At 26.9% G+C, this 14,739-nt stretch carries 20 protein-coding genes, 3 tRNA genes and 1 pseudogene; 10 read left to right on the forward strand and 14 right to left on the reverse strand.

What is annotated here, in order from left to right:
* Nucleotides 1-12: 12 nt before the first annotated feature.
* Nucleotides 13-816 (reverse strand): hypothetical protein, encoded by an 804-nt coding sequence (locus SDAV_RS09655; protein WP_245938395.1) that lies wholly within the window; start codon nt 814-816, stop codon nt 13-15.
* Nucleotides 817-889: 73 nt separating this feature from the next.
* On the reverse strand, nt 890-1,027 hold the full coding sequence (locus tag SDAV_RS13635) for a hypothetical protein (protein WP_245938396.1): 138 nt from the start codon (nt 1,025-1,027) through the stop codon (nt 890-892).
* Between the two features lie 343 nt (nt 1,028-1,370).
* Here SDAV_RS13635 and SDAV_RS09660 point away from each other — a divergent pair, with 343 nt between their 5' ends.
* The 7 genes from SDAV_RS09660 (at nt 1,371) to SDAV_RS12285 (ending at nt 4,122) form a co-directional block, all read left to right on the forward strand.
* Complete coding sequence (locus SDAV_RS09660; protein WP_114565415.1) at nt 1,371-1,766, forward strand: hypothetical protein; 396 nt, start codon at nt 1,371-1,373, stop codon at nt 1,764-1,766.
* A gap of 2 nt (nt 1,767-1,768) precedes the next feature.
* Nucleotides 1,769-1,966 (forward strand): hypothetical protein, encoded by a 198-nt coding sequence (locus SDAV_RS09665; protein ID WP_114565416.1) that lies wholly within the window; start codon nt 1,769-1,771, stop codon nt 1,964-1,966.
* Between the two features lie 27 nt (nt 1,967-1,993).
* Nucleotides 1,994-2,353, forward strand: coding sequence for a hypothetical protein (locus SDAV_RS09670; RefSeq protein ID WP_114565417.1), 360 nt, complete (start codon nt 1,994-1,996; stop codon nt 2,351-2,353).
* Nucleotides 2,353-2,589: a hypothetical protein gene (locus SDAV_RS09675; RefSeq protein WP_114565418.1), complete on the forward strand. Its 237-nt coding sequence runs from the start codon at nt 2,353-2,355 to the stop codon at nt 2,587-2,589. The genes SDAV_RS09670 and SDAV_RS09675 overlap by 1 nt, the downstream gene beginning before the upstream one ends.
* Nucleotides 2,590-2,600: 11 nt before the next feature.
* On the forward strand, nt 2,601-2,729 hold the full coding sequence (locus SDAV_RS14490) for a hypothetical protein (protein WP_334199312.1): 129 nt from the start codon (nt 2,601-2,603) through the stop codon (nt 2,727-2,729).
* Nucleotides 2,695-3,249, forward strand: coding sequence for a spiroplasma phage ORF1-like family protein (locus SDAV_RS09680; protein ID WP_222611551.1), 555 nt, complete (start codon nt 2,695-2,697; stop codon nt 3,247-3,249). Before SDAV_RS14490 ends, SDAV_RS09680 begins: the two co-directional genes overlap by 35 nt.
* A 729-nt stretch (nt 3,250-3,978) precedes the next feature.
* On the forward strand, nt 3,979-4,122 hold the full coding sequence (locus SDAV_RS12285; protein ID WP_186823377.1) for a hypothetical protein: 144 nt from the start codon (nt 3,979-3,981) through the stop codon (nt 4,120-4,122).
* Nucleotides 4,123-4,423: 301 nt separating this feature from the next.
* Here SDAV_RS12285 and SDAV_RS09685 read toward each other — a convergent pair whose 3' ends face one another.
* The 7 genes from SDAV_RS09685 to SDAV_RS14170 all read right to left on the reverse strand — a co-directional run bounded on the left by SDAV_RS09685 (nt 4,424) and on the right by SDAV_RS14170 (nt 9,474).
* Nucleotides 4,424-5,377, reverse strand: coding sequence for a restriction endonuclease PLD domain-containing protein (locus tag SDAV_RS09685; RefSeq protein ID WP_245938397.1), 954 nt, complete (start codon nt 5,375-5,377; stop codon nt 4,424-4,426).
* Nucleotides 5,302-5,655, reverse strand: coding sequence for a hypothetical protein (locus SDAV_RS13640; RefSeq protein ID WP_245938398.1), 354 nt, complete (start codon nt 5,653-5,655; stop codon nt 5,302-5,304). The genes SDAV_RS09685 and SDAV_RS13640 overlap by 76 nt, the downstream gene beginning before the upstream one ends.
* A 199-nt stretch (nt 5,656-5,854) precedes the next feature.
* The gene (locus tag SDAV_RS09690) at nt 5,855-6,922 is read right to left on the reverse strand and encodes a hypothetical protein (protein WP_114565419.1); all 1,068 of its coding nucleotides are present in this window, start codon (nt 6,920-6,922) and stop codon (nt 5,855-5,857) included.
* 41 nt (nt 6,923-6,963) lie between these two features.
* Nucleotides 6,964-7,986 (reverse strand): nicotinate phosphoribosyltransferase, encoded by a 1,023-nt coding sequence (locus SDAV_RS09695; RefSeq protein ID WP_114565420.1) that lies wholly within the window; start codon nt 7,984-7,986, stop codon nt 6,964-6,966.
* Nucleotides 7,973-8,599, reverse strand: coding sequence for a YtpR family tRNA-binding protein (gene ytpR, locus SDAV_RS09700; RefSeq protein ID WP_114565421.1), 627 nt, complete (start codon nt 8,597-8,599; stop codon nt 7,973-7,975). Before ytpR ends, SDAV_RS09695 begins: the two co-directional genes overlap by 14 nt.
* Nucleotides 8,600-8,696: 97 nt before the next feature.
* Complete coding sequence (locus SDAV_RS14165) at nt 8,697-9,143, reverse strand: zinc-binding metallopeptidase family protein (protein WP_281268799.1); 447 nt, start codon at nt 9,141-9,143, stop codon at nt 8,697-8,699.
* A gap of 103 nt (nt 9,144-9,246) precedes the next feature.
* The gene (locus tag SDAV_RS14170) at nt 9,247-9,474 is read right to left on the reverse strand and encodes a zinc-binding metallopeptidase family protein (protein ID WP_281268800.1); all 228 of its coding nucleotides are present in this window, start codon (nt 9,472-9,474) and stop codon (nt 9,247-9,249) included.
* A gap of 256 nt (nt 9,475-9,730) precedes the next feature.
* Here SDAV_RS14170 and SDAV_RS09710 point away from each other — a divergent pair, with 256 nt between their 5' ends.
* Both SDAV_RS09710 and SDAV_RS09715 read left to right on the forward strand, forming a co-directional pair.
* Nucleotides 9,731-10,573, forward strand: coding sequence for a DegV family protein (locus SDAV_RS09710; protein ID WP_114565422.1), 843 nt, complete (start codon nt 9,731-9,733; stop codon nt 10,571-10,573).
* Nucleotides 10,574-10,588: 15 nt separating this feature from the next.
* On the forward strand, nt 10,589-11,446 hold the full coding sequence (locus tag SDAV_RS09715; RefSeq protein ID WP_114565423.1) for a DegV family protein: 858 nt from the start codon (nt 10,589-10,591) through the stop codon (nt 11,444-11,446).
* Nucleotides 11,447-11,501: 55 nt separating this feature from the next.
* Here the strand turns inward: SDAV_RS09715 and SDAV_RS09720 are convergent.
* The 5 genes from SDAV_RS09720 to SDAV_RS09740 form a co-directional block, all read right to left on the reverse strand.
* Nucleotides 11,502-11,594, reverse strand: a tRNA-Ser gene (locus SDAV_RS09720).
* A gap of 11 nt (nt 11,595-11,605) precedes the next feature.
* A tRNA-Trp gene (locus SDAV_RS09725) sits at nt 11,606-11,680 on the reverse strand.
* 81 nt (nt 11,681-11,761) lie between these two features.
* A tRNA-Trp gene (locus SDAV_RS09730) sits at nt 11,762-11,837 on the reverse strand.
* 71 nt (nt 11,838-11,908) lie between these two features.
* A complete protein-coding gene (locus tag SDAV_RS09735; RefSeq protein WP_114565424.1) occupies nt 11,909-12,394 on the reverse strand; it encodes a Fur family transcriptional regulator in 486 nt (161 codons plus the stop codon).
* Between the two features lie 14 nt (nt 12,395-12,408).
* Nucleotides 12,409-12,633 (reverse strand): acyl carrier protein, encoded by a 225-nt coding sequence (locus tag SDAV_RS09740; RefSeq protein WP_114565425.1) that lies wholly within the window; start codon nt 12,631-12,633, stop codon nt 12,409-12,411.
* A 658-nt stretch (nt 12,634-13,291) separates the two neighbouring features.
* Between SDAV_RS09740 and proS the strand changes: the two are divergent.
* Nucleotides 13,292-14,715, forward strand: a pseudogene (gene proS / locus SDAV_RS09755) (proline--tRNA ligase).
* The last annotated feature ends 24 nt before the right edge of the window (nt 14,716-14,739 follow it).

The raw sequence follows: 14,739 nt of genomic DNA on the forward strand, positions 1-14,739 counted from the left end.
TTTTTATTAACCTTATTTTGTATTTTGTTTTGGAATCTTACCAAATAATTCATGAAAGGCCCGCTTTCATCGAACTTTACTAGCATGAACTAAAAATTCATTGCTAGAAATAATAAAAGTACAAAAGACAATTGGAATAACATATACTCAATAATATCATTTTGGTTCTGAAATTTTATTTGGAACATTTACTGCAATAAAAATATATTGAAAAATTGGGGTTCAAAAAAACATTAATAATAGGGTTGAAGTTGTATAGGTGGGGCCAGACATTGCTAAACATGCATAATATAGCATTCGAGAACTACCCATAATAATTCCTCCAGCAAGAACAATTAATGCATAATCATAATATTGAAAATTAGCAAAAATTTTATAACCATCTAAGAAACTTTGATGAGAAAAAACTGCAGCAATTGGTGTCCCTAATAATAACATTAATATCGCTGAAGAACTTGTTTTAATTGATACTGTTTCATGATTTGTAAATTTAATTTTTGAAGAACTCATTAAATGGGACATTCCTAATGCTTCCATTGCATAAAAGTCAGCGGTCACTAAAGCTAAACACATCCCTCCAATCGATGATCAAGCTATTCCTTCTTCAATTGCAAAATGAATTGACATTCCTAAAATTAAACATGTAGAAATTGCTAAAGCAGTTCAAGTATATTTACTTTGACGAGCACGAAAGAAAATAGCACTTCCAATTGTCGCTAAAATAACATTTAAATTTAACAATAATCCTGGAGCAGTTCCATCTGTACCACCTTGATGATTAATTGTTAATAAAACTGATAACTGAAAAAATACCATTGCAACCGGACCACCTAAAAAACCATATAATACAATTAGTCAAGTTTCTTTGTGACGAAGTAATTTTAAAAAATTAATAAAAATTTTTTTGGTTTATAAAAATAAACATTACAAAAGTTGCCATTATTTCTTGAACTGTCACATAAAAAGTGGCATTAATTGGCGCTGCTAAATTACCATATGGTCCTTGTTCTGGAATAATATATAGCATTAATGGGACAAATAGAATACCCAACTGCAGAAATTAATCCATACATAATTCCCAGAATAATGCGACGTTTTTTACAAATAGTATCTAATTCATTTTTTACATTTTTTTCTTTTGGTATAGTGTATATTCAAGCTCCAATTTATCTCTGTATGATTGTATACTAAAATAAAAAGTAAAGTAATTTACTTTTTTTATTTTGATGTAAAATAAACATAATAAAAATAATATTAAGTTCTTTAATACATTTTCCTACGTTTTTAGTTCTTAATAAGTTTGGTATTACTCTTTTATTTAATCATATTGTTTAAATAATAGCAATTTTAATATGCAAAAAGGAGTAAAAATGAAAGAATTTAATCCAAAAACAGCAAGTTTACGAACATTCTATCGTAAAATAGATGAATTTTGGCAAAATAAATCACCTAATAAACCATATACTTTGAACGATTTAACCAATGAATTCAACCTTTCTCGCAAGTGAAGATATGATACTTATGCGAGCGAGAATATAGTTCCTTTACTTGAAAAACAAGTTGATAGAATTGAAAGTGAAATAATTAACTTTATTATGAAATCACCTGATGGTGCTAAATTATATTGACAACGAGCATTTAATTATAAATATTCACTGCAAGAAAAACAATTGGAACAAGAATTAAACTTAAATAATCAACAACCAATAATAGTTAATTTACAAACTGATATTAGAGATATTAAAAATAATGATAAGGAAAAATAATAATGCTTAATCATTTTACTTATTTGTTAGAAATTCCTTATTGGTTATTACAAAACAGTAGTATTGCTAATAAATATCCCTTTGCTAAGAAATATGAGTTAGTTAATGAAATTAATCAAATTGGTTCACGACATAGTGGTAAAACTTTATCTAATTTAAAAATGTTTGCTGAATTAATTAAAAATATCAATGTTAATTAAAGAACCTATTTTTATTTTTGCTAGTAGATTTTTAGTTTTGTTTTTGATATATTTTTGTTTATTTTTGATATAATTTTAAATACAAAGTTACCGATGACAAATACGTCAATTGCTTATTTTTTAATCTTTTTTATGGTTATTAAATTATCTATTTATGCAATTAATGGGACATCAACACAATATAATAATTTAGGTTCAACAGTTAATAATGGTGTTTCGCAAATATTTTCTTCAACAGTTCGCGGTGTTTCTGATACTAAACAAGGTATGCAAAAACATATTAAAGAGAGTAAACAATTTAAAATTAATCGTAATAAAAAACAATTATCAAGTTTAGCAAAACAAGCAAAAACAAGAGAACAAGGATATAGGAGAGTACATAAATAATGATTAAATTAGTTTTATTGGTGGCAGCAATTGCGATATTTGGTACTGGTTTTATTACTGTTATTATTAATCAATTTACATCAGCAAAAAATATTATTATGTATTTATATAATTCTGATACTTGGTTAATTTGATTATTTGGGAGAATGGCAATTTTATTTAGTCATCCGTTAATGTTAACAATATCAAGTTTATATATTGTTGGGTTTATTGTTTCAAAAACATTGTATAGTTAGGAGTTGAGTTTATGAAAAAATCGTTATCTTTATTTGCCATATTTATTTTAACTTTTTTAGGTTTGGTTATTCCATTTATTACTTTAACGGCGTTTAAACCGTTAAATGAGGAGCATTATACATTTAAACAAGAAAAATAGTACTAGTAAAGGTATTAATGAAAATGATTTTATTAATACAATGTTTTTACGCAGTAGTTTTTTTGAAAATTGGTCAGAAACAAATTATTTTATTAATCCAACTTTAAAAACATCAAAAAAATTATCGTTTAATGATAAATGGTATTTGGATTTTTTACAAGATAGTTATTCTACGGGAGTTGTTTATGATAAACCTGGTGGAACATTTTTAAATTATTATCAACAATGACATAGTTTAAAAAGTCGATATATGGTTGATAAATTTTATGATGTTAAAAAGAAGAATTTTTTGGATGATTTAACTGATTTTATTTATTCTTTTGCCTTCAAATATAAGATGTATGATGTATCTAAAAAAATTGTGGAAAATGTTGATCGTTATAAAGAAAATCATTATCCAAGAGTTAAGTTAAATGTAGATAATTGAAAATTAAATACTCGTTCTGTTCTACTTTGCCGGATAATAAATTATATATTGCAATTGTTAAAAAAGAACGAACTAATGATTTTTCTATTATAAAATTTAAAATTAATGCAAAATAATCAAAAATTTACGATATTGTAGTATTTTTTTACTTTTATTAATTATTATGTAAATTAAGTTGTTAAAAAATATTAAAAATTTGCAATTAATTTGTTAAAAATTAAAAAATATACTTATCTTTTTCTTTTTTTATAAAATATTTTATTAAGGATTAAAAAAATGAAAAAAATATGAATAATAAATGCATTTTTAATTTTAATTAATATTATATTAATATCTTTTATAACTTTTTTGTCGGCATATATATTATAAAAATAAATGAAAACAAGAACCTTTAATTAAAAATTATGAACCATTATATAAAGAAAAAATGAAAATATTATAAAACATAAATCAATTTCATTACCAGTTGAATTATTTTATCAAGAAACAAATTATTGATGTGGACCCGCTAGTGTACAAATGGTAATAAATTATGTTTCTAATAAAAAATATCACAAGAAAAATTAGCAAATTATTTACAAACTGTAAAAACAGAAACTTATCCAGGAAATATTCCAGCAATTTTAAATAAATTCACAAACCAAAATAATCATAAATATACACGAAAAATATTAAGACTCAATTATGGTTTAACCGAAAAAGAACAAAAAATATTTTATAATGATGTAAACAATAGTTTAAAGCATAATTTTTTAGTTATATTAAGTATGCATGGTAAATATCCTTGAAACAACCATATGATAAAACATCTTATTGTTATACATGGAATTCAATTATCAGAAAAAATTTGAAGAATATACATATTTAATTGCTGATCCTTGATCCGGAAAAGTAGAAGTTAAACAATCACAAATAAGTAGTCTATTTACTTATGATGCAAATAGTAGCATTATTAAATCTAATTAAAATATTTTAAAATTATTTGTGAATTTTTAACTACTATAACCATCGATTCTTCAACTAATTGAATATACAATATTTTAAACATTGCATAATTTATTTTATTAACACTTGATTGCAATCCTTCTTTTACTATTTTTAATTTTTATTCTATTCTATATCTTTTTTTTAAAAATAAAAAATCCAATTACTTTTGTTTTAATTTTGTGCAAATTAGAAATTTAACATTAGGTTGTTAAATCTTTTTAAGTTATTAATTTATTGTATTGAATATATCCTAAAACTAAGCAAATAAATGATTTGACAATTAATTTGTAATATAAAAATTTTTAATTCGCTGACTTGGAGGTGTTTTAAAGGCACCAACTACATTACAAATAAGGTCATTTTTTCAATCTCGTTCTGATAATGCCATTTCAAACAAAATTTCACGAAAAGGACGATCTTTTTTAGGGTCAAGGTCAAGACCATTTGTACTAAAATTAGCACTACCGGATCAAAAAGCTAATATTTCATTATTTGCATTGTATCACACATATAACTTAGTATGTGTTTTAGGTTTAGTGTACTTAATAAAATCAGAATTATAAACATTAGGTTTCGGATGTTCACGAATAATATTTAATCGATTAATATTTTTTTCATCTTTTAATAACTCTGCTTCAAGAACCGGATTATATCCAGCACTAGTATTACCAACAAAAAGATCTAAATTAATATTATCCTTTGCCGTTTCATCTAAATATCGTTTAATAAAATTCGTATCACCATCAACAGTCAATACCAATAGTCCTGTTGCTGTCTTTATTTTTTCATTTGTTTTATGTGCTTTTACAATCTCATTAAATTGGCTTTTTTCTTTCAAAACATTTGCTTCTAACTGATAGGTTATCTTATCATTAACATCAAAGCCAACACAATTTTGTTGATATAAATCACTAATTCGTGTTGCACTAACCTTCTCTGTTGCATTAATTCCTACGCAAAAAATATCACGACCAAGGCCTTTATAATTTGCAATATTGTATAGAACTTCTTTAAAAGATGGGACTTTTAATAAGGTAGATTCTGAAAAATTACCACTACCTGTAAAAGAACGAATAATTTCTTTTTTATCATTAAACCAAAAATACGATTTCATATGAGACAACCTATTAGGCTTATCAATAACATTAGCTTGGTTATTTAAATTATTGTGTGAAAACTCTTGATTATATTTAGTAACACGTTCTTGCTCATTTTTTGCACGACCTGAAGCCATATAACTACGAATAATATCAACCGAAAATTTACCTTTAACACTTTCAAATAAATACTTTTCAACAAAAGATGTACCAACAAATCCGTTAATAAAACAACATGGGCAGTATCCTTGGGTGTTTCTTTAACTATTTCTCATATTTGGCTTTTTTCAGTTTCAAAATCACCGTTTATATGTCTAATACCAAAAACAATACCTGCAATAGCTCCTGCTGTTGCTAAGACACCAAAAGTTGTTCCTTCGATTATTATTGTTTGTTTTTTTACTTTTCTATTCATTTAATTAATTCCTATCTTTTTGTTAAATTATTTAAATATATGTGTTTTCATAATTTCATTCCTACTAATATTTTATAATATTTTTTAAATTATTTTTTTATAATAAATGTTTTAACAAAAAAAATTAGCAACAGTAAAATTGCTTGATTCCCCTATTCATTCTTTTAAACACCCTATCAGTTTTTAAAATTTTCCTTACCTATTCATTATTATTTTCATTATCCCTTTGAACATTATTAATTTGTGTTTTAATTCGTTCACGACGTTTTGCTTCTGCTTCCTTTGCTGTTTGCTCTTCAATTTCTAACATGCGTGATAAATAAGGATTACGATTAGTATGATATTCTTTAACGTGGTTCATATCTGGTTCAGAATCACTGTTTCGTAAATCATGCAATTTCTTATGATATCCTGATGCATTTTGTGATAATGGTTTCGGGCGACGAAGAAACTGATTATTTAAATTATTTTCTTGTAAATTAAGTAGCTTTTTAAATCTAACTGATCCCGCTTTTGTTGAATTATGTTGGATTAATCGACAGCGTTGCTCTAATGGCATATCTTCAGAAAAATTATCATCAATATGATAAGCTTCAGCAACTGAATTGCGAATCTGTTCATTAATTTCTCTTTGCTCTTCAATTCCTTCAAACATTGCTGTTTGCTCATAATCATCAACATTATGTTGTGGCATTGAATTACGAATTTTTTCTTTAATTTGTTCTAATTCTACTTTTAACTCAGCTGTTCTTCTATCGCCAAAAATATTTGTTCCACTTTTTCGCGGCTTTAATAAAAATGATACCGTTTGTGCTGTTGGTTCAGATAATTTATTTTTAGTTTTTAAAGTTGATGGAATAATTTCTTTATTTGTAACTGGATAATATTTTCGAAAATATGGTTCAATGTTAGTTTTATCAAAAGACGAAATTTTTTCTTCAGTAATATGAATTTTCACTAACTCCGCCTTCTTCTCACTCACCGGCTGAGCAATAACATCCTCAATCGAAGTTATGGGACTAATTTCTTTTTGTTGTTTATATGAATGCGACATATTAACTTTAAATTCATCAGCACCATTTAATTTTTTTCCATATAAAGGTGAAACAACTTCACATAACGATGTTAAAAGAGATTTATTCTTATTATTTTCAATTGTATTTTTTTCGTTTTCATTTTGATATTGTTTTCGTTCCTGTTTTAAATGAGGATAAGCATCATCATGATTATAATAAGACTCTATTTTATGGTTTTTATTTTCACTCATCATGAAAACCCCCTTTATTTACATATATTATAAAACATTTCTTATTTTTTAACTAGTCGATTCGAAGCAATATTACTCCGCCCAACCTTTGCTTGATCAACACCATTTAATTGAACAGCATCACCAGTAAAGCCAATATTAATTTTTGCCAACGATTCACCAACACCATAAATATCAACAGGAACACCTTCTTTTTCAAAATCCTGGATTTTTTGAACATTAAATCCTGATGAAACAATAATTTTAATATGTTGATATCCTGCCTTATCTAGAGTTTGACGTAAAGCACGAATTAAGTGTTTATTAACACCATTAATTTCACTACTTGGATACTTATCTTCTTTTCCAAGAAAATATTTATCGATTAATGATTGAGAAGTATCAACACGAACTGCATATAAATTTGAAAATGCACGTGCTACTTGCAAAGTATCAGTAATAACATCATTATTATAATCAACTAAAGCCACTAATTTATCAGTTGGATAAAACTTTTGATAAGCTTTCAAAACTGCAATTAAATCACCATTAAAAGCTTGGATTAAAGCATGCGGAACAGTGCCCATAGTTTCATAATTACCAACTAATTTTGTTACTTGTGCTGTTGTAACAAAATTAGTTATTCCACCAATTTTTGCAGCATAACCATCATTTTCTTGATTATAATAATAATCACTACGATCATTCATATATATCACTTGCTTATTATTAGCTGCTTGTAATACACGATAACAATTTGTTGCAATACTTGTTTGTCGTGCTAAAATACCATCAATAATACCTTCTAAATGGCCAAACTGATAATAATGCCCAGTTACTTTTAAAACTGGTTCATTAGCTTGAATTAAATCGCCATCCGTTAAGGCAGTGATTTCTAAACTTTCCGCATTAAAAACTTCTGTTTTTAATAATTCAACACATTCATTAACGCCTGCTAGAATAACATTTTCTTCACGTTGAAAAAACTGCATTGTTATTAAATCATTTGGTTTTTCATTTTTTAAAATATTTGCTGTTTTTAAAAAATAAATTGCACTATAATACCCTACCTTAATTTTGCCCATTATAATATTCCTTTCAAAAACTATTTCCCAGATGATATTGTTGCTTTGATAATAACATAATTTTTTTACCAATAATAGTAATTGGTAATCCCAATTCGCGTTCAGAACAAAGCATTCCATTTGAAATAATTCCTCGTAATTCACTAGGAACAATTTTTAAACATGAAGGCATAATTGCCCCAACACGCGCAACAACAACCAATTGGCCAATATCACAATTATCAGCTCCACAAATAATTTGTTCAGTTGATAAACCAATGTCTACTTGACAAATATTTAATTTATCTGAATTAGGATGTTTTTTACGCTCAAGAATTTTACCAACAATAAATTGTGGTTGTTGATTAATATTAAAAGAATAATCTTTTTGTTTAAAAATACCTCCTAACTCTGCTAATAAATCAGAATTATCACTATTAATTCCTAACTTCAAAGATGTTGTTAAATGTTTACTAGCATTTAACAAATTAAACCCACAACATTGGTGGCTTTGATTATAAAATAATACATAATCATTATTAATAACATAATTAACTGCATCGGGTGTTGATTCATATCCCATTAAAACATTAAAGTCTTGATTATAAAATAAACCAATTGTTTTTGTTCCCATTTTTACTCCTTATTACTTCAATTAAATCATTTAATTTTTGTTTCATCTAAATCTTCAATAATTGTTGTTACTAACTTAATTGTTTCATTAAAGTCATCTAAATCAATAATACCACTAAAATACCACTAATTGTATGCAAATTACGGGCAATTAAACACGCTTGAATAGTTGTAATACGAGCTGTTGTTAAATGAACAGATCCAGCATCAGTTCCTACTGGCGAAATATAAAATTGATATTTTATTGCATGTTCTTTCATCAATTTAAGTTGATATTGAATTAAATCATAACGCGTAATATAGCCATTATCCATTCCACGTAACATTACACCTTGCCCTAATTGACCAAAAGTTGTTGTTGATTCATAATCTTGTCCTGGTGAAACATCAGTTACAATTGCAAAATCAGGATTAATTAATGCTGTAGCTGTTTTAGCACCGCGAGTTCCAACTTCTTCTTGCACACTAAAACCAACATATAAATCATAGTCTAATTGTTTATTTTTAACTTGTTCTAAAACTTCTAATCCTAAAATAACACCCATTCGGTTATCAATCGCTTTTAATTAATAATCGTTTATCATTTAAGAAAACTGTTGGACCTTAACAAATTACAAAATTTCCTTCTCGAATTCCAGCTTTATAGGCTTATGCTTGTGAAGAAAAACCAAAATCAACTAACATATTAGCAATTGGCGTTGGTTTTAATCGAGCTTCTGGTGATAACAAATGCGGTGCAATTGCTGAAATCGCGCCAATCAAAAACGTTCCATCATCTTTTAATAACTTTACTCGTTTAGCTAATAATGTTTGTTCTCAAATACCTCCTAATGGATTAATATGAACTAAACCTTTACTATTAATTTGGATAACCATAAAAAAACTTCATCACCATGTGCCATTAACATTACTTTTTTATTTTAACAACTTCTTGCTCACATCCAGATGGTCCAAATGCTTGTAAAATAGTCTCATACATTTTTTCTGTTCAGTAGTAATTTTCATTGTTTTCTTCCTTTCATCCTTGAAATTATTATATCAAAGTTTATAATTAATATATTGTTAAGACTTTAACAATACCTTAACTTAGATTCAATGATACTTAAGAGATAGAAATAAATGGAGGAAAAATATGCGCAAAGTTGCATTAATAATCGACTCATCGTCTGGAATTAAGAAAGACTATTTAAAAAAATATGAAGATACTTATTTATTACCATTATTACTAAATTTTCCAGATGGAAGTGAAGTGGAAGATGACGAAGATGTTATTTCATTTAATGAATTTTATGATATTTTAGAACATCAAGTTATCAAAACTAGTCAAATTCAAATGGGAAAAATGTTAAGTACTTGAAACGAATTGTTAAAAAAATATGAAGGCATTGTTTTTATGGGATTATCAAAGGGGCTATCTGGTCAGCATGAAAATATTTCAATGTTAGCTCAAGGCGATGAATATAAAAACAAAGTCTTTGTTATTGATACTGACGGGGTAAGTCAACTGCTAGTATATATGATTGATCTAGTATATCAATGAATTGGAGAAGGAATTGAATTAACAAAAATTCAATCAAAACTTGATTTAATTAAAACAAAAGTTAGCGCCTTTATTGTCCCAAAAAGTTTGGAAACTTTAAAACGCGGGGGTCGAATTACAGCGGCAGCGGCAGCTTTAGCATCGCTTTTGAAGATAACCCCTATTTTGAGATATGATGGTCGCATTGATAAATTTGATAAAACTAGAACATTTAAAAAAGCTGTTGAAACAGCTTTAGGACAAATAAAAAAAGAACGGCAAAATTGAAAAAACATTATTTTATTGCATTCAAAAACAGACGATGAAACATTAAAAGAAGTTTACAATATTATTGAAGACGCGGGTGCTAAAATTACTTCAACATACATTTTGCCAAATGTTATAGCAGCTCATACAGGAGCAAATACGGTTGTGCTAGTATGTTGAGATGAATAAAAGGAGGTACAACCAATGAGTAAAAAAATTGCAATCTTAACTGATTCATCAGCAGGTTTCACAACAGCAGAAATTAAACAATTAGGTATTCATGTTATTCCCTTACACATTATTTTAAATAATGAAATTGATATCTTAGATACGGAAGAAGAAACAACAAAACATAATTTTTATGAAGTTGTTCAAACAGGAACAACAAAAACAAGTCAAGCATCAACTGGTGAATTAATGGTTAAATATGACGAAATTTTAAAAACATATGATGAAATTATTCATTATCCAATTGCTGAGAAACTTTCAAACCAATATGCAACTGCTTATCTTTTAAGTCAAGATAAAAAATATCGTGGAAAAGTTCATGTTGTTCGTAATCATACAGCAGCTTTTGCTTTAAAAACATTAATAATTTATGCTAATGAATTAACAAAACAAAATCTTAGTGTCGAAGAAATTATTGCAAAAACAAATGAACTTGAGCAAAAAACATATATGGCAATGATTCCTGGTAGCTTAGATCGTTTATCAAAAGGTGGACGTGTTGGAAAAGTTTTATTATCATTAATTAACTTATTTAAAATTAAAATTTTAATTCAATGAGGAGAACATCCTAAAAAAATTGCCTCATCAAGAACTTTAAATAATTTAATTGAAACTTTAGTTGAAACATGAGAAAAATTTAAAAAAACAGTTAAAATAAACTTTCAATTATTTGTTTTAAAAACAAGTGAATGTGCTAGCAAAGTTTGAGATAATGTTACACAAAAATTAAATGAATTAAAAGTTAATTACCACACCGAAAATTTAGCTAATATCTTTGTTGCACATGCAGGGTTAAACACAATTGCTTTTGTTGGTGTTCCACAAATTAAATAGTAATAAAAAATCATTTCTAATATTAGAAATGATTTTTCATTTTTTCTTCATTAAATGGCGGAAGTAAAGAGATTCGAACTCTTGCATGGATCACTCCATCTAACGGTTTTCGAGACCGCCCCCTTCAACCAGACTTGGGTATACTTCCACTGTTTAAACTGGCAGGGGTGACAGGACTTGAACCCACAACGTACGGTGTTGGAGACCGCTGTTCTACCATTAAACTACACCCCTAAATCCTTTTTAAATCATAACATAATAAGATAAATATGGCAAAATAAAAAAGTATTTCCATACTTTCATCTTTTTATGTTATGGCAGGGGTAGCAGGACTTGAACCCACAACACCCGGATTTGAAGTCCGGTGTTCTACCGATTGAACTATACCCCTAACAAGATAAATTAAGCTTCTAAATTGGCACTTAACCATTTTAACAAAATAATAGAAAATAGCAAATAATTTTACTTATTTTCTTCATTGAAGTACTCTTCAAATTGAAGTGGTTCATATTTTTTATTATGGCACTGATCACAGATTCCATGACCTTCAATTTTAAAATGGACTGGTTCTCAATTAATATTTGTCATTACATCTTTTAAATTATCTAACTTAATTTCATGTAAAATATTCGTATCTTTAATATGAACAACATTTTTACAAATATCACAAACCATATGAAAGGATGGGTTTTCTGCTAAATCATATCAAATTTGTTTACCATCAAAAGAATTTGTAAAAACAATATGCTCACTAATTAATAAATCAATTGTGTTGTAAACTGACATTAAATTAACATTTTTAAATTCTTGTTCTAATAATGTTACAATTTCAGTTAACGTTAAATGTTGCTTTTCTGATAAAATTTTAATAATTGCTAACCTAATTTCAGTAATTCGGTAATTTTTACTTTTTAATAACTGTACAATCCCGTCATATGATAATGCCATTGCCACCATCTCCTTTATTTTTTATTTTCTTTAATAACTTCAACTAAATCTGCAACTGTTTTAATATCCATTAATTTATCATCTGGTATTTGAATTCCACATTTTTTCTCAGCCTCAATAACTAAATCCATCAAATCTAATGAATCTAATCCTAATGTTTTAAACTCCGTATTTAAATCAATTGGTTTAGAAATTCCACGTTCTTTTAAAACTTTTTTAATTTCATCTAGCACATTCATTTAAAATCCCTCACATTCTTTTAATAATTAATATAATTATAACAAGTTTAACAATAAAATAATAGCATTCACTAGTGTAAGCTTTCTAATGTAAGCTTCCAAGCTTGATATAATTGTTGTTCATTATGATAATGATATACAATTATTGTTTTTGAATAACTAATTTTTTCATTACTATAATAGAAACTAAGATAACTTGTTGGATTATAAAAAACATCATTTGTGGAATTCAACATTTTAAAAAATAATAATGAAAAAGAATATTATCAAAATAATATTCACTATATACATAATTAATTTTTGTTAGTAATTTTCTAAGATATAAAACAAATTTTTGTTCTGGTTGCAACTCAACATTCTAATCGTCTTTATTAAAAATACGTAAATTAACTTTAAGTTTATTATTACTAATTAAAATATTTTTATAAACATAAATAAAAATAGAACTTTTTTTTAAAAAAAACTAACATTGAGAACAAAAAACCAAGAATAATAACTAATCTTTTATTAAAAATTTTTTTCATCTGTAACTAATTTTTGCTCCACAAAAAAATCAAATTCAAATTGTGTTAAAAGTAATAATTTAAAACTTAAAATTTTTCAAGGTGAAAAAGGAAATGTTTCTAATGTGTTAACAGAAGGTAGAAAGAAGTAAAGAATGAAGAGAAAGTTAGAGAAAATTACTCTGCGTGAAGTTGATTTTGCGCAATGATATACTGATATTGTTTTAAATGTTGATTTAATTGCCTATGGGACAGTCAAGGGAACAACTATTTTTAAACCTTATGGATATGCAATTTGAGAAAATATTCAAAAAATTTTAGATGCTGAGTTTAAAAAAATGGTGTAAAAAATGTTTATTTTCCTTTACTAATTCCAAAAACTCTTTTTAATAAAGAAAAAGAACATATTGAAGGGTTTTCACCAGAAATTGCAACAGTAACAAAAGTTGGAGATAAAGTCTTAGATGAAGAATTATACATTCGACCAACATCAGAAGTTCTTTTTGGAACCTTTTTTAGTAAAGAAATCCAAGGTTATCATGATTTACCATTGTTATATAATCAATGAGTTAATGTTTTACGTTGAGAAAAAACGACCCGTCCGTTTTTACGTACAAGTGAATTTTTATGACAAGAGGGGCATACAATTCATAGCTCAAAACAAGAAGCACAGCAATTTACTTTAAAAATTTTAGATATTTATGCTACTTTTGCAGAAAAAACTTTATTATTACCTGTGATTAAAGGGCAAAAAACAGAACGTGAAAAATTTGCTGGAGCAGAAGAAACTTATACGATCGAATCATTAATGTATGATGGTCAAGCTTTACAATGTGGGACTAGTCATTATTTTGGTCAAAATTTTTCTAAAGCATTTGATATTAAATTTTCAAATCAAAAAAATACTTTAGAATATGCTTACTCAACATCGTGAGGGGTTTCAACGCGTTTGATAGGAGGGCTTATTATGACACATAGTGATGATAATGGACTAGTATTACCACCACAAATTGCGCCAATTCAAATTATGATTTTACCAATTAATAATGATAATGATGAGCAATTATTTGCAGTTGAGCAACTACAAAAAAAATTACACAAATATCGTTGTGAAATTGATCAATCAGACAAAGGTTTTGGGTTTCGTGCAGCTAATGCGGAAATTAAGGGAATTCCATTGCGAATTGAAATTGGAGCTCGTGATTTAGCACAGCAACAAGTTACAATTGCTCGGCGTGATACTTTTGAAAAAATTACTGTTTCCTGAACAGAAGTTGAAAAAGTAGTTTCTGATTTATTAGATCAAATTGCAACAAATTTATACCAAAGAGCTTTGGATAATCGTCATCAACGGACAAAAAAAATCGATAATTATTCAGAGTATAAAAAAACTTTAGCAAAAATAAATGGTTTATTTTTAGTGCCGTTTTGTTGTCGCATTGAGTGCGAAGATACAATTAAAGCTGAAACACAAACAACATCACGTTGTATTCCATTTGATGTTCCAACAAAAAAAACAACTTGTTTTCATTGCGGACAACCAGCAACTAATTTAGTTTATTTTGCGCGAGCTTATTAATAACAAGGAAATCTCTTTTATTTT

The sequence above is a fragment of the Spiroplasma phoeniceum P40 genome, assembly GCF_003339775.1.
Taxonomy (GTDB): Bacteria; Bacillota_I; Bacilli_A; order Mycoplasmatales; family Mycoplasmataceae; genus Spiroplasma; species Spiroplasma phoeniceum.